The sequence below is a fragment of the Pantoea sp. Fr-CA_6 genome, assembly GCF_024520895.1.
Lineage (GTDB): Bacteria > Pseudomonadota > Gammaproteobacteria > Enterobacterales > Enterobacteriaceae > Pantoea > Pantoea agglomerans.
Map to the genome: position 1 here is coordinate 120,249 of NZ_JALNPO010000005.1, position 20,499 is coordinate 140,747.

Below are 20,499 nucleotides of genomic sequence, written 5' to 3' on the forward strand. Positions count from 1 at the left end.
CATGCTGAAGGAGGAAAAAATGAGCAAGAAAGTGGCGGTTTTAATTACCGATGAATTTGAAGACTCAGAATTTACCTCACCTGCGGAAGTTTACAAACGTGCTGGTTTTGAGGTGGTTACCATTGAGAAACAAGCCGGTAATGTCGTTAAAGGCAAGAAAGGCGAAGCTGAAGTGACCATCGATCGCAGCATTGATGACGTCAGCCCGGCTGAATTTGACGCTCTGCTCCTGCCTGGCGGTCACTCGCCCGATGCCCTGCGCGGCGACGATCGTTTTGTTGCTTTTACCAAAGAGTTTGTCGCCAGCGGCAAGCCAATCTTTGCCATCTGCCACGGGCCACAGCTGCTGATTAGCGCTAACGGCGTGCGCGGTCGCAAGATGACTACCGTTAAAGCCGTTGCCATTGACCTGATCAATGCCGGTGCCGACTTCCATGATAAGGAAGTGGTAGTAGACGACGATAAGCTGGTCACCAGCCGCACCCCGGCCGATTTACCGGCTTTTAATCGTGAATCCCTGCGGATCCTCGAAGCGCTGTAAGCCGCGACGCCCTTTTCTGCTGAAAAGGGCGTTCCTATTTCTCCCGCTGCCAGGCAATTTTCTTGCCGAATCCCAGCGCATTATCCGTCATCTTCACTTCATCCAGCACAATCTCCCACAGCGGTGCCGACACTTTGCGTGAGACCGGAAAACGTTTCTGGTAAGCGGCTCTGGCGATCTGCTCTGTTGTCTCCTCCAGCCGTTTGACATGGCCACGATACTGCACCCCTTTAATCAGCAGCACACTTCTGGGCTGGCCATTGACGGTGCCCGCAACCTGCGGATTCTGCACCATTAACTCACCGTGGCGGGTATCGGGTTCCGTCATGATCCAGAAGGCCATGCGCGTCTCGTCAAAGACGTAGTAGCAGTTAGCGCACCACAGTTGATCGTCGGCGGTACAGCAGAGTGAAAGCACATGCTGCTTTCTCAGATAGCGAACCAGATGGGCGTGATCGGACAAGATAGACTCCTGGCGGTGCACCGGAGAGTGAAGCGCGCTACACTGCCCGGCACCTTTTTTTGGGAAATGATTGCGATGAGTCAGCAGTGGCAACTCTACATCGTCCGTACGGCGAAAGGGAGCCTGTATACCGGTATCACCACGGATGTGGTGCGCCGGGTCGCTCAGCACCAGAGCGGACGCGGCGCCCGCGCGCTGCGCGGCAAAGGGCCGCTGGACCTGGTGTTTCACTGTGACGCGGGCGATCGCGCCAGCGCCTCCAGGCTGGAGTATCAGGTCAAGCAACTGACCCGCCAGCAGAAATTACTGCTGGTGGCGGGCCAGCCCGGCTGTCTGGAGAGCTGGCTGGGTATTACGGCTGGCGATTAAAGGGTTCGGCGTAGTCGATCTGCCCTTCCGCCCCGTCATACGCATTATCGGCCAGACGGTAGACCTGGAACGTTGCCTCTGTACCCGGCCAGCGGCTGCGCAGGCCGTGGCGTGCCGCCGGTTCAAAACCAAAACGGTTGAACAGCGCCGGATCGCCCAGCACCACTACCGCGCTGTAGCCAAATTCATTGAGCGTATCCAGCCCCTCATAGATCAGCTTGCTGGCAATACCCTGACCGCGCAGCGTCTCATCGACGGCCAGCGGTGCCAGCCCAACCCAGCCGCGATCTTCACCCTGCACGCTGACCGGACTGAATGCGGCATAACCCAGCACCTGTCCCTCGTCATCCGTCGCGACCACGCCTAACGTTAGCAAGCCATCTTCACGCAGCGCCTGAGTCAGTTCCGCCTCTGCAGAGGTACTGAAGCAGCGTCTGAGCAGCGCGTCGATGCCTGCGGCATCCACGCCAATTTCACTACGAATCAACATGCAGCACCTGCGCGCGCCTGAGCGGCCTTCGCGTCCTGTTTCATGCCGGCGTCGACAAATGCCGCCATCTGCTCAATTGCCGTGCGTAACGCGGTGGGCATAGCCTCGGGTTCAATAGCATCCATTACGTTCTTCACCTCAAGTCCCAGTTCAGTGTCACCTTCAATCACCAGCCGGCGTTGAAAGAACAGCATGTCGGGATCTGCTTTACGTGCTGCCACCAGCAACAGATCATTGGCATTGCCCCGAAACCAGACATCCGCTTCGGACTGTTGCAATACCGCCAGTCGGCCGTCCTGCAGCGTGGTTATCCATTGCAGATTGAGATCGGCAATTTCAATACCCAGCAGGCGACCATCCAGAAAGTCTAACTCACCTTCAGCCAAAGCATGACGAAATTGCCAGTTTAAGAGTTGTTGCAGAAGCAACTTTTTGACCGGGAATGGGGTGAACGCAGCGGGTAACCCTAAGATTTTAGGACCGTTTTTCACACAATGGGCATGTATCCGCTCTAACACTTTCGTCACTCCCTTCAGAAAATTTTACGTATATTGCCATATCCTTTTCTGCGCGCCTCCTCTGAGATCAATAAAAACCGCTGCCATGAAAGGAAAAAAAGCGCCGCAGGGCGGATGAATTTGAATTTCACTGCCCCAAATCAACACGCAGCCCGGACCAGATGCCTAGACTCGACGCCCATCTGCATGTTGAGAGGAATATCTATGGAACTGCTCTGCCCGGCAGGAAACTTACCCGCAGTGCGCACCGCTGTAGAGAATGGCGCTGATGCGGTGTATGTGGGGCTGAAAGATGACACCAATGCCCGTCATTTTGCGGGTCTGAATTTCACCGATAAGAAACTGGCTGAAGCCGCGCGCTATCTTCATCAGCATCGTCGCAAACTGCATGTTGCGATCAACACCTTTGCCCATCCGGATGGCATGGGTCGCTGGCAGCGGGCGATTGATGTGGCGGCGCAAAACGGAGCTGACGCGCTGATCCTGGCGGATATCGCCACGCTGGAGTATGCCGCGACGCACTATCCCCAGGTCGAACGTCATCTTTCTGTACAGGCTTCGGCGACCAATCTGGAGGCGATTCGCTTTTACCATCGCCACTTCAATCTGCAGCGTGTGGTGCTGCCGCGCGTCCTGTCGATTCACCAGGTTAAACAGCTGGCGCGCAGCACACCGGTGCCGCTGGAGGTATTCGCCTTTGGCAGCCTGTGCATCATGGCGGAAGGCCGCTGCTACCTCTCTTCCTGGCTGACCGGTGAATCACCTAACAGCGCCGGTGCCTGCTCTCCGGCAAAGTTTGTGCGCTGGCAGCAGACGCCGCAGGGCATGGAGTCACGGCTTAATGAAGTGTTGATCGATCGCTACGCCCCGGACGAAAGCGCGGGTTATCCGACACTTTGCAAAGGACGGTATGTGGTTAACGACAAGCGTTATCACGTGCTGGAGGAGCCCACCAGTCTGAACACGCTGGAACTGCTGCCGGAACTGCTGCGGGCAGGCATCGCCTCGGTGAAAATCGAAGGCCGTCAGCGCAGCCCTGCCTATGTCGCTGACGTGGCGCGCGTCTGGCGTCAGGCAATTGATCGCTGCAAGGCGCAGCCGGAACAGTTTGAAGTTGCACCACAGTGGATGCAGACGCTGGGCGATCTCTCAGAAGGTTCGCAAACCACGCTGGGTGCTTATCACCGTGAATGGCAATAAGGAGTCATGATGCAATATGCCCTTGGGCCGGTGCTCTGGTACTGGCCGACCGATACGCTGGAAGATTTTTACCAGCAGGCTGCCCGCAGTAGCGCGGATATTATCTACCTTGGCGAAGCGGTGTGCAGTAAACGTCGCGCCACGCCCTATGCCCGCTGGATGGCGCTGGCTCGTGAACTCGCGGCCAGCGGCAAACAGGTGGTGCTGAGCACGCTGGCGCTGCTGCAATCGCCCTCTGAGCTGAAAGAGCTGCAGCGTTACGTAGAGAACGGTGAGTTCCTGATTGAAGCCAATGATATCGGCACGGTTAACATGGCCGCTGAGCGTCATCTGCCCTTTGTCGCGGGTCCGACGCTCAATGTTTATAACGCCGACACGCTGCAGCTGCTGGTCAAAGAGGGCATGACGCGCTGGTGTATGCCGGTGGAGATGTCACGTGACTGGCTGCTACAGCTGCTGGAGCAGTGCGAGACGCGGGGTATCCGGCAGCAGTTTGAGGTGGAGGTGCTGGGCTACGGTCATCTGCCGCTGGCGCTCTCAGCGCGCTGCTTCACCGCCCGCTCGGAAAACCGCGCGAAAGATGACTGCGAAACCTGCTGTATCAACTATCCGACAGGCCGGCGCGTCAACTCCCAGGAGGGGCAGCAGGTGTTCGTCCTCAATGGCATTCAGACCATGAGCGGCTACTGCTATAACCTGGGTAACGATCTGGCTGGTATGCACGGCCAGGTCGATTGCATACGGCTCTCGCCGCAGGATGTGACGACGCTGGCAGAGATCGACCGTTTCCGCGCCAATGAAAACGGTCAGGCTCCGCTAATGGTCGCAAAAGGCAGTGATTGTAACGGTTACTGGCGCAAACTGGCGGGCATGACGCTGGCATCCTGAATAAAAGCACATACCGGCTATATTCCTGCTGAGGTTAGCAGTTTTAATATAAGGAATGATGCGTAATACTAAATGGTGCAGGCCTTAACTTAACGCCTGCGCCATACAACGGGAGTAGTCATGTCTGATAAAAAACCTCTTCGCCTGTCCGTGCTGGATCTCGCGCCGATTCCACAGGGCGCGACCGCTCGGGATGCGTTCCATAATTCGCTGGCGCTGGCGCGTCAGGCTGAAAAACTGGGCTATCAACGCTACTGGCTGGCTGAACATCACAACATGACGGGGATTGCCAGCGCAGCCACCTCCGTGCTGATTGGCTATCTGGCGGCGAATACCGAGACTCTGAAGCTGGGCTCCGGCGGCATTATGTTGCCTAACCATGCGCCGCTGGTAATCGCCGAGCAGTTTGGTACGCTGGCCTCTCTCTATCCTGGCCGTATCGATCTCGGCTTAGGGCGCGCGCCAGGTTCTGACCAGCGCACCATGATGGCACTACGCCGTCATCAGGCCAACATGCACATCGACACGTTCCCCGAGGATGTGGCTGAACTGATTAGCTGGTTCGATGCCGAAGCGGATGCGCAGCCGCCAGTGCAGCCGGTACCTGGTCTGGGCCTGCAGATTCCGGTCTGGCTGCTCGGCTCCAGTCTCTACAGCGCACAGCTTTCAGCGAAAATGGGCCTGCCGTTTGCGTTTGCCTCCCATTTTGCCCCTGACCAGCTCTTTCAGGCGCTGCACGTCTACCGCGAAAACTTCCAGCCATCGGCGCGTCTCGACAAGCCTTATGCCATGGTCTGCATTAACGTGATCGCCGCAGACAGTGAGCGTGATGCGCGCTTCCTGTTTACCTCGCAGCAGCAGCAGTTTATCAACCTGCGCCGCGGCAAACCGGGCCCGTTACCGGCACCGGTTGAAAACATGGATAACCTCTGGTCGCCATCAGAACAGTATGGCGTACAGCAGGCGCTCAGCATGTCGCTGGTCGGCGATACGGACAAAGTGCGTCATGGGCTGGCCTCACTGATGCGTGAAACCCAGGCGGATGAAATTATGGTCAATGGCCAGATTTTTGATTCCGAAGCGCGCCTGCGCTCCTTCGCCATTGCGATGGAAGCGGCTAACAGCCTGTAATCAGTTCTGCGGTGGGCGCAATCTCTCCGGGCTCACCGCCAGCTGACGACTATCCCTGGCCGGAGATTGCCCATACAGGCGGCGATACTCCCGGCTGAACTGTGACGCGCTCTGATACCCCACCCGATAGCCTGCCGTACCGGCATCCAGCTTTTCCACCATCATCAAACGTCGCGCCTCATTCAGCCGCAGTTGTTTCTGGTATTGCATCGGCGTCATGGCCGTCACGGCTTTGAAGTGATGATGCAGCGAAGAGATGCTCATGCCGACACTGCTGGCGAGCCGATCGATCTTCAGCGGCTGATGAAAATTTTCCCGCAGCCAGCGGGCAGCCTGCGCGACCCGGTTGCCCGGCCGCTCAGCCAGCGCCATATTCAGGATGCGCGAACCTTCCGGCCCGGTCAGCAGCCGATAGAAAATCTCCTGCTCAATGAGCGGGGCCAGCGCCTCAATGTCCTCAGGGTGGTCAAGCAGGCGTACCAGCCGGATAACCGCATCCACCAGCAAAGGTGAGACCTTATGCACGGTGACGCCGCGTTCACTGTCTGGTGTCACCAGCGGCAGCGTCGGGGGAAACTGTTCGAGGTAGCGCATCAGCCGGGATTCATTGATGGCAATACCAATCCCCAGATTGGGTTTTTCCGGCGTGGCGACGGTGACGCAGGCGCGCACCGGCATATCCAGCGTCACTAGCAGCAGATCGCCCGGACCATAGTGCAGCACCTCATCACCGATATGCAGCGCCTTACCGCCCTGTGCCACCAGGGCAAAACTGGCCCATTGAGCAAAGTGCATTGGCTCAGTCGGTGCTGAAACCCGGCCAAAAAAAAGGCAATCTATGGCGCTTGAATGCCGCCCATCCTCCGGAGCATGACGGGCAATTAACTGCGCCAGCCCCTGCCACTTCTCACTCTCTGTCACTGTGTTCTCCCCTCCCGCTATCTGTGCTGATATTACCTGACGCTGAGCGGAATACCTGGCCCGTTGCGTTACTTTTGCAGGATCGTGCAAGAAGCTTGCAGGATTGCACTACCCGCTTTTCGGCACCAGCGCGCATAGTCTTTCGACGCAATCATTACGGCGGAGAACAACATAATGAAGGCACTGCAGAATAAAATCGCGCTGGTAACAGGCGCCTCAAAAGGCATTGGTGCGGCGATTGCCATCGCTTTTGCCGCGGCTGGCGCCCGCGTCGTGGTCAATTATCGTCAGGATGAAGTGGGAGCGGCTGACGTGGTCAGCGATATCGTCAACCTGGGCAGTGAAGCCGTGGCGGTACAGGCAGATATCTCTCTCCTGCGGGATGTGGAACGGCTCTTCGCCACCACCGCAGAGTGCTTCGGCGCGCCCGACATTGTGGTGAACAATGCGGGCAGCTTTCATCACGGCGAGTTTGCGGCGCTGACGCTGGAGGAGATGCAGCAGCAGATTAACGTTAACCTGCTGGGTACGCTGATGGTCTGTCAGCAGGCGATTCGTCACTTCCCGTCGCACGGCGGTAGCATTATTAATCTCAGCGCCCTGAACAGTAAAAACAGCACGCCAGGTTCCGTGCTCTGGGCAGCAACCAAAGGCGCAGTGGATACCCTGACCCAGGGACTGGCGCGCGAACTGGGCGCAAAGAACATCCGGGTTAACGCCCTGGCACCAGGCATGATTCTGACGGAGGGATTACTGGCCGCGAAGAGGATGAGCCCACAGCTCAAAGCGCAACTGCTGGCAGCCACGCCGCTGGGACGCTTTGGTCTGCCGGAAGATGTGGCGCAGGTTGCGCTGTTTCTGGCCTCTGAAGAGTCCGCCTGGGTCAGCGGCGAACGCGTGATGATCAGCGGCGGTGCCTGACAGGCATAAAAAAAGGGAAGCCATTGGCTTCCCTTTTTGTTACGACGCTAAGTCGTTATGCATCACGACGACGTGGAGCGGCGGCTGCGCCCTCTTCACGACGTGGACCACGGCTACCTTCACGGTTGAAAGTACGTCCGCCGCCTTCACGACCACCCTCACGGCGTTCAGAAGAGAAGCGACGACCACCTTCACGATTAGCTGCGCCCGGACCGCCTGCACCTGGACCGCTGCGACGCTCACCGCCAGCACCAGCTGGACGACGGTCACCACGGCCTTCGTTCGGCTGTGCATCACCCAGTAACTGCATATTCATCGGCTTGTTCAGAATACGGGTACGGGTAAAGTGCTGCAGCACATCGCCTGGCATGCCTTTCGGCAGCTCGATAGTCGAGTGGGTACCGAACAGCTTGATGTTACCGATGTAACGGCTGCTGATGTCGCCTTCGTTAGCGATAGCGCCAACGATGTGACGAACTTCAACACCATCATCGCGGCCTACTTCGATGCGGTACAGCTGCATTTCGCCAACGTCACGACGTTCGCGACGTGGACGATCGCCATCACGGCTTTCGCGGTTTTCACGCGGAGCACGAGAATCGCCACGCGCTTCACGGCTGTCACGACGGCCATCACGCTCGTCACGATCGCGGTATTCGCGACGTGCCGGACGCGGTGCTTCTGGTGGCAGAATCAGAGGACGTTCGCCCTGTGCCATCTTCAGCAGTGCGGCTGCCAGTGTTTCCAGATCCATTTCTTCTTCTGGCTGCATTTTAGCCAGCAGAGCACGGTACTGATCCAGATCGCTGCTTTCCAGCTGCTGCTGAACTTTAGCAGCAAACTTAGCCAGACGACGCTCACCCAGCAGTTCTGCGTTAGGCAGTTCTACCTCAGGTATAGTCAGCTTCATGGTACGTTCGATGTTACGCAGCAGACGGCGTTCGCGGTTCTCAACGAACAGCAGCGCACGGCCAGCACGACCAGCACGACCGGTACGGCCGATACGGTGAACGTAAGATTCTGAGTCCATCGGGATGTCGTAGTTAACAACCAGGCTGATGCGCTCAACGTCCAGGCCACGGGCCGCAACGTCGGTTGCAATCAGAATGTCGAGACGACCATCTTTCAGGCGCTCAAGCGTCTGCTCACGCAGAGCCTGGTTCATGTCACCGTTCAGCGCGGCGCTGTTATAGCCACTACGTTCCAGCGCTTCTGCTACTTCCATGGTTGCGTTTTTGGTACGCACGAAGATGATGGCAGCATCAAAGTCTTCTGCTTCCAGGAAGCGAACCAGTGCGTCTGTTTTACGACCGTAAGCGGTCCAGTAGCTCTGGCTGATATCAGGACGCGTGGTCAGGCTTGACTGAATACGCACTTCCTGTGGATCTTTCATGAAGCGTTTGGTGATACGACGAATCGCTTCCGGCATGGTTGCAGAGAACAGCGCGGTCTGATGATCGGCTGGAATTTGCGCCATGATGGTTTCAACGTCTTCGATGAAGCCCATGCGCAGCATTTCGTCTGCTTCATCCAGCACCAGGCCACGCAGGTTAGAAAGGTCTAACGTGCCGCGTTTCAGGTGGTCAAGCAGACGGCCAGGCGTACCCACAACAACCTGTGGTCCCTGACGCAGTGCGCGCAGCTGCACGTCATAACGCTGGCCGCCGTAAAGGGCAACCACGTTCAGGCCACGCATGTGTTTAGAGAATTCGGTAACTGCTTCAGCAACCTGTACCGCCAGTTCGCGGGTAGGTGCCAGCACCAGGATTTGTGGCGCTTTAACAGTAGGATCAATGTTATGTAACAGCGGCAGAGAGAACGCCGCGGTTTTACCACTCCCGGTCTGCGCCATGCCTAACACGTCACGGCCCGCCAGCAGGTGAGGAATACACTCAGCCTGGATTGGGGATGGCTTTACGTAGCCCATGCCATTCAGTGATTCAAGGATGTCGGCGTTCAGGCCAAGGTCAGCAAAAGTGGTTTGAATATCAGTCATGTAGTACACGTGCCTCTTAGATTGCGGCGGCCAGTCTACATAACTCGTCGTGAAAACTTTCAGTCATTTTCATCAAAAAGTGTGAACCGGCTCAAATTAAAAGTTTTGACGAACAGAAAAGCCTTCATCCTTTAAGATGATGACTTAACAGGTTTTACAGGCAAATTAAGTTCGTCAGCTATTGCTGGTCAGATTCTGATAAATCGTCTTGTGCCTGGCCGAGTTGCGCCAGTTCCAACAATGCGTATCGGTGTTCAACAAAGTTATTGACGTTGTTGGCCACCGCCAGTTTGAACAACGCTTTCGCGTCGTCCTTCTCCCCCAGACTTAGGTAGTACTTACCTAAATAGAAGTTGGTTTCACTGAGATGTTCAGCGAGCGAGGTGTTATCCGTTGCGTCCGCCTTGAGACTTTCCATCAACGTTTTCTCGTTGATATCTCCAAGGTAGAACTCGACAATATTCCATCCCCATTGATCTCTGACCGCTTTGTCGTGACGCTGTTGAAGCGCGACTTTTGCCTTGTCGACATCCATCTCACGTTCAACGAGATAGAGCCACAAACTGCGGAAAGGATCGTTAGGATCGTCTTGATAAAACGCCAGCAGATCATCTTGCGCTAACTTGTATCGACCGCCGTAATAGAGGGCGATACCACGGTTTAAATGCGCATAGTTGTAAGTTGGATCAAGCTCAAGTACAGAATCAAACGCTTCATAGGCGGCATCAAAGTTGCCCGCCTGCGTTAAATATATGCCTAAGTAGTTAAACACTTCGGGCATATCTGGTCTTATAGACAGCGCTTGCGAAAAATCGTTCCGCGCTAATGCCCGCAGACCTAAACTATCATACAACACTCCGCGCTCATATAACAGCTGTGCGCGTTCATCATCGGTGAGAGCGCGACTGGCAAGAATTTGTTCCATGCGCGCCAGTATCACTTCCTGCTGCAGTGTGGGCTGTAAAGGCACTGCAAGAACTTCGTTCTTACGCCAATTGGAGTTGCTGCATCCTGCCAGCGTCAAAGCTGTCGCAACAAAACACCAGCGCAGAAAAGGCTTCATTTCCCACTCCCGAATACAAACATTGGGATAACCATCCTGTCATCCGCCTGCTGTGCACAAGGATTCCCGCCCTCGCGATGATACAAACGCCCCTCTCTGCCAGGCAGAGAGGGGCAAATCAGCAACGACTTATTCAGCAGCGTCAGGCGTGGTCACCGCGACAGCTTCTTCAGCCTGCGGCTTAGATTCTGTCGCTTCTTTGATGCTCAGACGTACACGGCCCTGGCGATCAACTTCCATCACCTTAACCGGTACTTCCTGACCCATCTGCAGATAGTCAGTCACTTTCTCAACGCGCTTATCAGCGATTTGTGAAATGTGAACCAGACCTTCTTTACCACCACCGATTGCAACGAAGGCGCCGAAGTCAACGATACGGGTCACTTTACCACTGTAAACGCGGCCCACTTCGATCTCTGCGGTAATCTCTTCGATACGACGAATCGCTTCTTTCGCTTTCAGACCATCGGTCGCAGCGATTTTCACGGTGCCGTCATCTTCAATTTCAATCGTTGTGCCGGTCTCTTCGGTCAGTGCACGAATCACTGAGCCGCCTTTACCGATCACATCTTTGATCTTGTCAGAGCTGATTTTGATGGTGTAAATGCGTGGTGCGAATTCAGAAATCTCAGTACGCGGTGTGCTGATAGCCTGTTCCATAACGCCCAGAATGTGCAGACGTGCACCCCGGGCCTGGTTCAGCGCTTCCTGCATGATTTCACGCGTGATGCCTTCGATTTTGATGTCCATCTGCAGCGCGGTGATACCTTCACGGCTACCGGCTACTTTGAAGTCCATGTCGCCCAGGTGATCTTCATCGCCCAGGATGTCAGACAGAACAACAAACTTCTCATCTTCTTTCACCAGACCCATTGCGATACCGGCAACGGCGGCTTTGATTGGCACGCCTGCATCCATCAGCGCCAGTGAGGCACCGCAGACAGAGGCCATTGAAGAAGAGCCGTTAGATTCGGTGATTTCAGAAACAACACGAATGGTGTAAGGGAAATCTTCCGCTTTAGGCATTACCGCTAACACGCCGCGCTTCGCCAGACGACCGTGACCAATCTCACGACGCTTCGGCGAACCTACCATGCCGGTTTCGCCGACAGAGTATGGAGGGAAGTTGTAATGGAACAGGAAGCTGTCGGTACGTTCGCCCATCAGCTCATCAAGGTTCTGCGCATCGCGGGTCGTACCCAGCGTTGCAGTAACCAGTGCCTGCGTCTCACCACGGGTGAACAGTGATGAACCGTGTGTACGTGGCAATACGCCAGTACGCACGTCCAGACCACGGATCATATCTTTTTCACGACCATCGATGCGTGGCTCGCCATTCAGGATGCGAGTACGAACGACGGTTTTTTCAAGGCTATGCACGATGTCGCCGATTTCTGAACCATCCAGCGTTTCATCTTCAGCCAGCAGCGCAGCGATGGTTTCGTCTTTAATGACGCCAACCTGGGTGTAACGCTCCTGCTTGTCAGTGATGCGGTAAGCATCGCTGATGCGCGCTTCTGCCAGGGCAGCAACGCGAGAAATCAGTGCGGTATTGGCCGCTTCTGGCTGCCAGTCCCAGCGTGGTTTGCCCGCTTCAGCAACCAGGGCATTGATGTTTTCGATAACAATCTGCTGCTGGTCGTGACCAAAGACCACGGCGCCCAGCATCTGCTCTTCTGACAGGATCTCAGCTTCAGATTCAACCATCAGAACGGCATTCTGCGTACCGGCAACCACCAGATCCAGACGAGACTGTTTCAGCTCATCTGCGGTTGGGTTCAGGACATATTGATCGTTGATGTAACCAACACGCGCAGAACCAATTGGGCCATTGAACGGCAGACCAGAAAGCGCCAGTGCAGCAGAAGCACCGATCATGGCAACGATGTCCGGATGAACCTGTGGGTTCACAGAGACAACAGTGGCGATAACCTGAACTTCGTTAACAAAACCTTCCGGGAACAGCGGACGAATCGGGCGGTCAATCAAACGCGAAATCAGGGTTTCGCCTTCGCTTGGACGGCCTTCACGACGGAAGAAGCTGCCTGGGATACGACCAGCAGCGTAAGTACGCTCCTGATAGTTCACGGTCAGTGGGAAGAAATCCTGACCTGGTTTAGATTTTTTCTGACCTACTACAGTGACGAATACTGCAGTATCGTCCATGCTCACCATAACAGCGGCTGTCGCCTGGCGAGCCATCATGCCGGTTTCCAGCGTGACGGTATGTTGACCATATTGGAATTTGCGTACGATCGGATTCAGCAAAATCAAAGTCCTTAACTTCGGGGCATGGCTATCTGTAGCCCGCCATTGATTACCAATCTTCAGTTGCATCCTCGCGACTAATGACAACCCTCGACCGCCCCTGCGGTAAAGCCTCTCATTAGCCGCGCGAAATTCTGCAAACTAAAGATCACACTAAGCAACAATACATCAGTTTGGTCCGGATTGCTGCCGATTGCTCGAAAAAAGGGGCCATAAAGGCCCCCTCTTCACGAAACTCGCACAAATCTGATCGTAAGCTGCACAGAGTGCAAAAGCCCGCATAATGCCCCGACGATCAGATTCTTCAGACTTAGCGACGCAGACCGAGACTTTCGATCAGGCTGCTGTAGCGTGCAACGTCTTTACGCTTCAGGTAGTCCAGCAGCTTACGACGCTGAGATACCATGCGCAGCAGACCGCGGCGACTGTGGTGGTCTTTTTTGTGCTCAGAGAAGTGACCCTGCAGATGGGTAATCTGCGCGGTCAACAGGGCAACCTGAACTTCAGTTGAACCGCTGTCGTTAGCACCACGGCCATATTTAGCAACGATCTCTGCTTTAGCTTCTACGCTTAGAGACATAATAAACTCCAGTAATAAATGAATGTATGGGTGCCGATCTCTAATTCAGCATCCCGCTTTAAAGCCGCACTATTCTACTCTGCGCCCGATAGCAACGCAAATGCCCTATCAGCGAAAAGTGAACGCCTGGCTCAATCCTGATACTCAACCACTAAACGACGTGGCGCAAGCCGGCCATCGTCGGCAATTTCTGCCATACCGATAAACTTACGCGCTTCGCCTTCCGATACCCTTACCAGCCCCTGGGCAGGCGCATTGCTGGCCTGTACCGGCTGTCCCTGGCGGAAGAAATCTGCCACGGCAGGCGGGATATTCACTTCAGGGAAATCAGAGGCGGGGCTGTCCATTGGCAACAACAGCGGATCGAGCTGCGTTTCCAGTGGAATGCCGGCTTCTGTGGCTTCCGCCAGCAGGGTGTTGAGCTGTTCCAGCGTCACCATCCTTTCATACGGATAACGGGCAACCTGCACGCGACGCAGCATAATCACGTGCGCACCGCATCCCAGCTTTTCGCCCAGGTCATCGATGATGGTGCGGATATAGGTGCCTTTGGAGCAATGAATTTCCAGCTCCAGCTCGTTATCCTGCCAGCGAATGAATTGCAGTTCATAGACAGTGATCGGACGCGGTTCACGCGCAATCTCAATGCCCTGACGCGCATATTCATACAGCGGGCGTCCCTGATGCTTCAGTGCCGAAAACATCGAAGGCACCTGCAGCGTTTCGCCACGGAAGCTCTCCAGAGCACTGTCCAGATCGGCCTGACTGAAGCTGACCGGACGCGTCTGCACGATGTTGCCATCGGCGTCTGACGTGTCGGTCCGCTCGCCCAGTCGGGCAATCACGCGATAGCGTTTGTCGGAATCGAGCAGATACTGCGAAAACTTAGTCGCTTCACCCAGGCAGATCGGCAACATGCCGGTAGCCAGAGGATCCAGCGCGCCGGTATGTCCTGCGCGATTCGCGTTAAAGATACGCTTCACTTTCTGCAGGACATCATTCGACGAGACGCCTTGTGGCTTATCCAGCAACAACACGCCATGGACGTCGCGACCGCGACGACGCGGACGACTCATTACGCCTCCTCGTCATCGCCAGTGGCGTCCGGACCACGGCGCTCAGTATCGTTCTTCACGACGCTGGTGACGAGATTGGACATGCGCATCCCTTCGACTAACGAGTTGTCGTAGAAGAAAGTCAGCTCAGGCACGATACGCAGACGCATCGCTTTGCCCAGCAGAATGCGGATATAACCTGACGCTTCTTTCAGCGCTTTCAGGCCATGTTTAATCGCTTCTTCATCTTTGTCGTTGAGGAAAGTCACGAACACTTTTGCGTAAGCGAGATCGCGTGAGACTTCAACGCCTGATACGGTGACCATCATGCCAAGACGTGGATCTTTGATCTCACGCTGCAGGATCATCGCAATCTCTTTTTGCAGCTCTTGTGAAACGCGCTGCGGGCGACCAAATTCTTTCGCCATCATTATTTCTCCCAAATAATTCGGGAGGCCAGAGGCCTCCCAAATTGCAACACATCAGCAGTCTATTACTCGATGGTGCGTTTAATTTCGATGATTTCAAACACTTCGATCATATCGCCAACGCGAACGTCGTTGTAGTTCTTCACGCCGATACCGCACTCCATGCCGTTACGCACTTCGTTGACGTCATCTTTAAAGCGACGCAGAGATTCCAGCTCGCCTTCGTAAATTACCACGTTGTCGCGCAGGACACGGATTGGATTGTGACGCTTGATGTTACCTTCCGTCACCATACAACCGGCAATCGCGCCAAACTTCGGTGATTTGAACACATCGCGCACCGCAGCCAGACCGATGATCTGCTGTTTGTACTCTGGTGCCAGCATGCCGCTCATCGCCGCTTTAACTTCGTCAATCAGGTTATAGATGACAGAGTAGTAGCGCAGATCCAGGCTTTCTGCGTCAATGACGCGACGCGCAGAGGCATCGGCACGAACGTTGAAGCCAAGGAGGATGGCGTTAGAGGCAGCAGCCAGGGTCGCATCGGTTTCGGTAATCCCGCCCACGCCTGAACCCACAATCTTCACCTTCACTTCGTCGGTGGAGAGTTTCTGCAGGGAGTCGGAGATTGCTTCCACAGAACCCTGAACGTCAGCTTTCAGAACGATGTTCAGTTCAGACACTTCGCCTTCGGTCATGTTAGCAAACATGTTCTCGAGCTTAGATTTCTGCTGGCGAGCCAGTTTAACTTCGCGGAATTTGCCCTGACGATAGAGCGCAACTTCACGTGCTTTCTTCTCGTCACGTACCACGGTCGCTTCATCACCCGCAGCCGGCACGCCGGACAGGCCCAGAATCTCAACCGGGATAGATGGACCCGCTTCCATGACTTCGCGACCCAGTTCGTCACGCATTGCACGAACGCGGCCATATTCGAAACCACAAAGAACGATGTCGCCTTTGTTCAGCGTACCTTCACGTACCAGCACGGTGGCAACCGGACCACGACCTTTGTCGAGGAACGATTCGATCACCACGCCGCTCGCCATACCTTCACGGATAGCGGTCAGTTCCAGCACTTCCGCCTGCAGCAGGATAGCGTTTAACAGGTCATCAATGCCGGTACCCGCTTTCGCAGAGACATTAACGAACATGTTTTCGCCGCCCCACTCTTCCGGGATGATACCGTACTGAGTCAGTTCGTTTTTAACACGATCCGGATCCGCTTCTGGCTTATCGCACTTGTTCACTGCAACCACAACCGGCACTTTAGCGGCTTTGGCGTGCTGAATAGCTTCGACAGTCTGTGGCATCACGCCATCGTCTGCTGCAACCACCAGGATAACGATATCGGTCGCCTGCGCACCACGTGCACGCATCGCGGTAAACGCGGCGTGGCCTGGGGTATCCAGGAAGGTGACCATACCGTTGTCGGTTTCAACGTGGTAAGCACCGATGTGCTGAGTAATACCGCCCGCTTCGCCAGAGGCGATTTTAGTGGAACGGATATAGTCCAGCAGGGATGTTTTACCGTGGTCGACGTGGCCCATGATGGTGACAACCGGAGCACGAGACTCCTGCGCAGCATCAGTATCACGATCGTCCATTACCGCTTCTTCCAGCTCGTTCTCACGACGCAGGGTCACTTTGTGGCCCATCTCTTCGGCAACGAGCTGTGCAGTTTCCTGGTCGATGACCTGGTTGATGGTCGCCATGGCGCCCATTCTCATCATCGCTTTAATGACCAGAGAACCTTTCACCGCCATTTTGTTAGCCAGTTCGGCTACGGTGATAGTTTCGCCAATCACAACATCGCGGTTAACGGCCTGCGCTGGCTTGTTGAAGCCCTGCTGCAGTGCGCTAGGTTTGCGATGCTTGCCGCCTTTACCACCACGAACCTGCGCACGCGCTTCTTCACGGTCAGTTTTGGCTTCAGAGTGTTTGTTGCCTTTTTTCGCCGGACGCGCAGCTTTAGCCGTAGTACGCGCACGCGCACGACCTGCTTCAACCTGACGGTCGTTTTCGTCTTCCGCCTGACGGGCATGGGTCGAAGTGGTGACGTGATAGTCGCCTTTATCCTCTTCTTCCGGTTTTTCCCATTCAGCTGATTTCTCTTCAGCCAGACGGCGGGCTTCTTCTGCTACGAGGCGGGCAGCCTCTTCAAGCTTACGGCGGGCTTCTTCTTCAGCTTTACGCTTCAGTTCGGCAGCTTCAGCTTCGCGACGGGCTTTGTCTGATTGCGCAGCCCTGGTCACTTCGTCGGTAGGTTGATTTGTCACTTTTTCATTTTCCGCTGCTGCACGTTTGGCCTTGTCAGCGGCTTCGCGCCTGGCTTTATCTTCGGCTTCACGTTGCGCTTTCTGTTCAGCTTCGCGACGGGCTTTTTCTTCAGCCTCGCGTTGCGCCTGCTCTTCCGCTTCACGCTGCGCCTCGGCTTCAGCTTCTGCCTGAGCTTGCTCAGCCTCTGCATCACCCTTCACATAGGTACGCTTTTTGCGGACTTCAATTTGCACCGACTTACTTTTACCCCCGGTGCCTGGAATATTCAAGGTGCTGCGCGTTTTACGCTGCAGCGTCAGCTTAGCTGAACCGACCTGACCGTGTTCACGGTTCAGATGAGATAGTAAGGTTTCTTTCTCTTGCTGGGTCACCGCGTCATTTTCAGACTTAGGGATCCCCGCATCAGCAAATTGCTGTACCAGGCGATCGACCGGAGTCTGAATTTCTGCGGCCAGCGATTTTACGGTTACATCTGTCATGCTGTTCCTTCCTGTTATTACGCGTCATCGCCGAACCAGCAGATATTACGTGCGGCCATAATCAGCGCGCCGGCTTGTTCATCAGACATGCCTTCAATATCCGTCAGATCGTCAACACCTTGCTCAGCGAGATCTTCCAGCGTGCAAACGCCTTTCGACGCCAGGCGGAACGCCAGCGCACGATCGAGGCCTTCAAGATTCAGAAGATCATCAGCGGGCTCCTGATTTCCAAGACTCTCTTCTTTCGCCAGTGCCAGGGTGGTTAACGCATTTTTTGCTCGTTCACGCAGGGCTTCAATGGTCTCTTCGTCGAGGCCGTCGACTTCCAGCAGCTCGTTGATTGGCACGTATGCCAGCTCTTCCAGCGAGGAGAAGCCCTCTTCCACCAGTACGGTGGCGAACTCTTCGTCGATGTCGAGATGTTTAGTGAACATATCGATCGCTGCATGTGCTTCAGCCTGATGCTTAGCCTGCAGATCATCGACGGTCATCACGTTCAGCTCCCAGCCACTCAGCTGTGAAGCGAGACGCACGTTTTGGCCGTTACGGCCGATCGCCTGAGCCAGATTGCCAGCTTCTACGGCGATATCCATGGTGTGGTTATCTTCATCAACCACGATTGACGCCACATCGGCCGGAGCCATGGCGTTAATAACAAACTGCGCCGGGTTATCGTCCCACAGCACGATATCGATACGCTCGCCGCCCAGTTCACTGGAAACTGCCTGAACACGCGCGCCGCGCATGCCCACACAGGCACCCACCGGATCAATACGTTTGTCGTTGGTTTTGACTGCAATTTTAGCGCGCGAACCCGGATCACGGGCAGCGGCTTTAATTTCAATCAGTTCTTCGCCAATTTCTGGCACCTCGATGCGGAACAGTTCAATCAGCATTTCTGGTTTAGAACGCGTCACGAACAGTTGCGCGCCACGCGCTTCCGGACGTACAGAGTAGAGTACGCCACGAATACGGTCGCCTGGACGGAAGTTTTCACGCGGCAGCATATCTTCGCGCAGAATCACCGCTTCGGCATTGCTGCCCAAGTCGAGGGAGATGTTGTCGCGGTTAACTTTCTTCACCACGCCCGTGATAATTTCGCCTTCCTGCTCACGGAACTGATCAACCACCATTGCGCGCTCAGCTTCGCGCACTTTTTGCACGATAACCTGCTTAGCAGTCTGGGTGGTGATACGGTCAAAGGTGACCGATTCAATCTGATCTTCGACATATTCGCCCAGATTGAATGCTTCATCTTCGAAGCGGGCCGCATCCAGCGTGATCTCGCGCGTCGGCTGTGTCACCTCTTCTACGATTTCCCAGCGGCGGAAAGTATCGAAATCGCCACTGCGGCGATCAATGCTGACGCGTACCTCAATTTCCTGCTCGTACTTTTTCTTGGTCGCAGTCGCCAGCGCGCTCTCCAGCGCTTCGAAGATTTTCTCACGCGGCAGGGCTTTTTCGTTAGAAACGGCTTCTACAACAGCTAAGATCTCTTTGTTCATCCTGGTTAGCCTCAATCCGGACTTTTAAAAGTGGGGGACCAGGTTCGCTTTCTGAATATTACTCAGTGCGAACACTTCATCGCTACCCTCAACGTGCACCGTGATCATCTCGCCATCAACTGACTTAATGGTTCCCTGCCATTTACGGCGGTTCTGAACGGCCATACGCAACACCAGACTCACTTCTTCACCCATAAAGCGGGTGTAGTGTTCTGCAGTGAACAGAGGACGATCGAGTCCCGGTGAAGAGACTTCTAGGTTGTAAGGGACCGTAATGGGATCTTCAACATCCATTACCGCACTTACCTGGTGGCTGACATCGGCGCAATCATCGACATTGATGCCATCTTCACTATCAATATAGATGCGCAGGATAGATGTGCGACTACGAACGAATTCAATTCCAACCAGTTCGTAACCCAGCGCTTCTACGGGAGCCGATACCAACTCTGTCAATTTTTGCTCTAATGTGGACAAGCCCACCCCCAAGACATAAAAAAAGGGCCTATAGCCCAGTATTACGATTCGCTAATAACAAAAAACCCCGAATATTCGGGGCTTTTAATCACTGGACCCTGTATGCCGCAATGCGGCCCGGACTCCATCCAAAGAATTTTCTTTCAAAAAATAACCGTGAATGCGTCCGTCGATGCATACAGTATATTTGAAAAAGAACTCAAAGGGAAAATTGGTTGCGGGGGCCGGATTTGAACCGACGACCTTCGGGTTATGAGCCCGACGAGCTACCAGGCTGCTCCACCCCGCGTCCGAAAACGTGGCGAATAATACGCCAGACCTGCATAAAATGCAAGGGATACTGCTATTTGGTACCGAGGACGGGACTTGAACCCGTAAGCCCAATCGGGCACTACCACCTCAAGGTAGCGTGTCTACCAATTCCACCACCACGGCACTGCACTGACCACAACGATTCGTTGTGCTGACGACCTTACTTAGGAATATCGCTGCCCGGCGTTACCGGTTGAGCTGGCTTTTCAGTCTGTTGAGAAGACTGCGCCGGCGCAGAAAGATTTTCCCACTCGCTTCCTTTAGACGCTTTATTGCTGTTCAGATTACCCAGAACCAGGCTGATGATGAAAAACAGCGCTGCTAAGATGCCGGTTGTACGAGTCATGAAATTACCTGAACCCGAAGAACCAAACACCGTACCGGATGCGCCTGCACCGAATGAGGCTCCCATATCAGCGCCTTTGCCTTGCTGCAGCATGATCATACCCACGAGGGCGATAGCTACAATAAGGAAAACTACTAAAAGAGCTTGGTACATATCATCCTGTTCCTTGCACGGTAATCGTACAGTTAAAGCTTCAACCAGTATTGATGGGGAGTCTCGTCATCACCCATCAGAAGCGGGTGTGAATACTAACCAAAGGCGCATATCT

The 20,499-nt window shown here is 54.9% G+C and carries 21 protein-coding genes and 2 tRNA genes; 6 read left to right on the forward strand and 17 right to left on the reverse strand.

Annotation, left to right across the window (positions count from 1 at the left end):
• Positions 1–19: 19 nt before the first annotated feature.
• On the forward strand, positions 20–541 hold the full coding sequence (locus tag NR201_RS11255; RefSeq protein ID WP_010251739.1) for a type 1 glutamine amidotransferase domain-containing protein: 522 nt from the start codon (positions 20–22) through the stop codon (positions 539–541).
• Between the two features lie 34 nt (positions 542–575).
• Here the strand turns inward: NR201_RS11255 and NR201_RS11260 are convergent, their stop codons facing one another.
• Positions 576–1,004, reverse strand: a complete 429-nt coding sequence (locus NR201_RS11260; protein WP_029519474.1) for a YhbP family protein — start codon at positions 1,002–1,004, stop codon at positions 576–578.
• A gap of 75 nt (positions 1,005–1,079) precedes the next feature.
• Here NR201_RS11260 and NR201_RS11265 point away from each other — a divergent pair, with 75 nt between their 5' ends.
• The gene (locus NR201_RS11265; protein WP_031292823.1) at positions 1,080–1,373 is read left to right on the forward strand and encodes a GIY-YIG nuclease family protein; all 294 of its coding nucleotides are present in this window, start codon (positions 1,080–1,082) and stop codon (positions 1,371–1,373) included.
• Here NR201_RS11265 and NR201_RS11270 read toward each other — a convergent pair.
• Entirely contained in the window at positions 1,357–1,863 is a 507-nt protein-coding gene (locus NR201_RS11270; protein ID WP_010251747.1) for a GNAT family N-acetyltransferase, read from the reverse strand. The genes NR201_RS11265 and NR201_RS11270 overlap by 17 nt on opposite strands.
• On the reverse strand, positions 1,857–2,381 hold the full coding sequence (locus NR201_RS11275; RefSeq protein WP_010251750.1) for an SCP2 domain-containing protein: 525 nt from the start codon (positions 2,379–2,381) through the stop codon (positions 1,857–1,859). Before NR201_RS11275 ends, NR201_RS11270 begins: the two co-directional genes overlap by 7 nt.
• Positions 2,382–2,585: 204 nt before the next feature.
• Here NR201_RS11275 and NR201_RS11280 point away from each other — a divergent pair, with 204 nt between their 5' ends.
• The 3 genes from NR201_RS11280 (at position 2,586) to NR201_RS11290 (ending at position 5,600) form a co-directional block, all read left to right on the forward strand.
• Positions 2,586–3,581, forward strand: coding sequence for a peptidase U32 family protein (locus NR201_RS11280; protein WP_062759370.1), 996 nt, complete (start codon positions 2,586–2,588; stop codon positions 3,579–3,581).
• Positions 3,582–3,590: 9 nt separating this feature from the next.
• A complete protein-coding gene (locus tag NR201_RS11285; protein WP_033759648.1) occupies positions 3,591–4,469 on the forward strand; it encodes a U32 family peptidase in 879 nt (292 codons plus the stop codon).
• Between the two features lie 120 nt (positions 4,470–4,589).
• Entirely contained in the window at positions 4,590–5,600 is a 1,011-nt protein-coding gene (locus NR201_RS11290) for a luciferase-like monooxygenase (protein WP_010251755.1), read from the forward strand.
• Here NR201_RS11290 and NR201_RS11295 read toward each other — a convergent pair whose 3' ends face one another.
• On the reverse strand, positions 5,601–6,521 hold the full coding sequence (locus NR201_RS11295; RefSeq protein WP_022625283.1) for an AraC family transcriptional regulator: 921 nt from the start codon (positions 6,519–6,521) through the stop codon (positions 5,601–5,603).
• A 174-nt stretch (positions 6,522–6,695) separates the two neighbouring features.
• On the opposite strand from NR201_RS11295, the gene NR201_RS11300 reads away from it, so the two are divergent.
• The gene (locus NR201_RS11300) at positions 6,696–7,442 is read left to right on the forward strand and encodes an SDR family NAD(P)-dependent oxidoreductase (protein WP_223565801.1); all 747 of its coding nucleotides are present in this window, start codon (positions 6,696–6,698) and stop codon (positions 7,440–7,442) included.
• Between the two features lie 55 nt (positions 7,443–7,497).
• Here the strand turns inward: NR201_RS11300 and NR201_RS11305 are convergent, their stop codons facing one another.
• From NR201_RS11305 to secG, 13 genes are all read right to left on the reverse strand, one after another.
• Positions 7,498–9,438 carry a DEAD/DEAH family ATP-dependent RNA helicase gene (locus NR201_RS11305; RefSeq protein ID WP_031592043.1) on the reverse strand — a complete coding sequence of 647 codons (1,941 nt, stop codon included), beginning with the start codon at positions 9,436–9,438 and terminating at the stop codon, positions 7,498–7,500.
• A 16-nt stretch (positions 9,439–9,454) separates the two neighbouring features.
• Complete coding sequence (gene yrbN / locus NR201_RS22735) at positions 9,455–9,511, reverse strand: protein YrbN (RefSeq protein WP_098053093.1); 57 nt, start codon at positions 9,509–9,511, stop codon at positions 9,455–9,457.
• Positions 9,512–9,616: 105 nt separating this feature from the next.
• Positions 9,617–10,501: a lipoprotein NlpI gene (nlpI, locus tag NR201_RS11310; protein ID WP_010251765.1), complete on the reverse strand. Its 885-nt coding sequence runs from the start codon at positions 10,499–10,501 to the stop codon at positions 9,617–9,619.
• A gap of 129 nt (positions 10,502–10,630) precedes the next feature.
• Positions 10,631–12,769 (reverse strand): polyribonucleotide nucleotidyltransferase, encoded by a 2,139-nt coding sequence (pnp, locus tag NR201_RS11315; protein ID WP_010251767.1) that lies wholly within the window; start codon positions 12,767–12,769, stop codon positions 10,631–10,633.
• A gap of 310 nt (positions 12,770–13,079) precedes the next feature.
• Positions 13,080–13,349 carry a 30S ribosomal protein S15 gene (gene rpsO, locus NR201_RS11320; protein ID WP_003851063.1) on the reverse strand — a complete coding sequence of 90 codons (270 nt, stop codon included), beginning with the start codon at positions 13,347–13,349 and terminating at the stop codon, positions 13,080–13,082.
• A gap of 131 nt (positions 13,350–13,480) precedes the next feature.
• Entirely contained in the window at positions 13,481–14,425 is a 945-nt protein-coding gene (gene truB, locus NR201_RS11325; RefSeq protein ID WP_061901826.1) for a tRNA pseudouridine(55) synthase TruB, read from the reverse strand.
• Positions 14,425–14,832 carry a 30S ribosome-binding factor RbfA gene (gene rbfA, locus NR201_RS11330; RefSeq protein WP_010251785.1) on the reverse strand — a complete coding sequence of 136 codons (408 nt, stop codon included), beginning with the start codon at positions 14,830–14,832 and terminating at the stop codon, positions 14,425–14,427. Before rbfA ends, truB begins: the two co-directional genes overlap by 1 nt.
• Positions 14,833–14,897: 65 nt before the next feature.
• Complete coding sequence (gene infB / locus NR201_RS11335; protein WP_010251789.1) at positions 14,898–17,591, reverse strand: translation initiation factor IF-2; 2,694 nt, start codon at positions 17,589–17,591, stop codon at positions 14,898–14,900.
• Positions 17,592–17,608: 17 nt separating this feature from the next.
• Positions 17,609–19,096 carry a transcription termination factor NusA gene (gene nusA, locus NR201_RS11340; RefSeq protein WP_256849786.1) on the reverse strand — a complete coding sequence of 496 codons (1,488 nt, stop codon included), beginning with the start codon at positions 19,094–19,096 and terminating at the stop codon, positions 17,609–17,611.
• A gap of 24 nt (positions 19,097–19,120) precedes the next feature.
• Positions 19,121–19,573: a ribosome maturation factor RimP gene (gene rimP, locus NR201_RS11345; RefSeq protein WP_010251795.1), complete on the reverse strand. Its 453-nt coding sequence runs from the start codon at positions 19,571–19,573 to the stop codon at positions 19,121–19,123.
• Positions 19,574–19,785: 212 nt separating this feature from the next.
• A tRNA-Met gene (locus NR201_RS11350) sits at positions 19,786–19,862 on the reverse strand.
• A gap of 59 nt (positions 19,863–19,921) precedes the next feature.
• Positions 19,922–20,008 (reverse strand) — tRNA-Leu (locus NR201_RS11355).
• 37 nt (positions 20,009–20,045) lie between these two features.
• A complete protein-coding gene (secG, locus tag NR201_RS11360) occupies positions 20,046–20,384 on the reverse strand; it encodes a preprotein translocase subunit SecG (protein ID WP_010251798.1) in 339 nt (112 codons plus the stop codon).
• Positions 20,385–20,499: the final 115 nt, after the last annotated feature.

Bases quoted from the DNA above. Each gene is read 5' to 3' on its own strand.
- NR201_RS11255 (WP_010251739.1), top strand. From the start codon at position 20: ATGAGCAAGAAAGTGGCGGTTTTAATTACCGATGAATTTGAAGACTCA.
- NR201_RS11265 (WP_031292823.1), top strand. From the start codon at position 1,080: ATGAGTCAGCAGTGGCAACTCTACATCGTCCGTACGGCGAAAGGGAGC.
- NR201_RS11270 (WP_010251747.1), bottom strand. From the start codon at position 1,863: ATGTTGATTCGTAGTGAAATTGGCGTGGATGCCGCAGGCATCGACGCG.
- NR201_RS11280 (WP_062759370.1), top strand. From the start codon at position 2,586: ATGGAACTGCTCTGCCCGGCAGGAAACTTACCCGCAGTGCGCACCGCT.
- NR201_RS11285 (WP_033759648.1), top strand. From the start codon at position 3,591: ATGCAATATGCCCTTGGGCCGGTGCTCTGGTACTGGCCGACCGATACG.
- NR201_RS11290 (WP_010251755.1), top strand. From the start codon at position 4,590: ATGTCTGATAAAAAACCTCTTCGCCTGTCCGTGCTGGATCTCGCGCCG.
- NR201_RS11300 (WP_223565801.1), top strand. From the start codon at position 6,696: ATGAAGGCACTGCAGAATAAAATCGCGCTGGTAACAGGCGCCTCAAAA.
- NR201_RS11305 (WP_031592043.1), bottom strand. From the start codon at position 9,438: ATGACTGATATTCAAACCACTTTTGCTGACCTTGGCCTGAACGCCGAC.
- nlpI (WP_010251765.1), bottom strand. From the start codon at position 10,501: ATGAAGCCTTTTCTGCGCTGGTGTTTTGTTGCGACAGCTTTGACGCTG.
- rpsO (WP_003851063.1), bottom strand. From the start codon at position 13,349: ATGTCTCTAAGCGTAGAAGCTAAAGCAGAGATCGTTGCTAAATATGGC.
- truB (WP_061901826.1), bottom strand. From the start codon at position 14,425: ATGAGTCGTCCGCGTCGTCGCGGTCGCGACGTCCATGGCGTGTTGTTG.
- rbfA (WP_010251785.1), bottom strand. From the start codon at position 14,832: ATGGCGAAAGAATTTGGTCGCCCGCAGCGCGTTTCACAAGAGCTGCAA.
- infB (WP_010251789.1), bottom strand. From the start codon at position 17,591: ATGACAGATGTAACCGTAAAATCGCTGGCCGCAGAAATTCAGACTCCG.
- nusA (WP_256849786.1), bottom strand. From the start codon at position 19,096: ATGAACAAAGAGATCTTAGCTGTTGTAGAAGCCGTTTCTAACGAAAAA.
- secG (WP_010251798.1), bottom strand. From the start codon at position 20,384: ATGTACCAAGCTCTTTTAGTAGTTTTCCTTATTGTAGCTATCGCCCTC.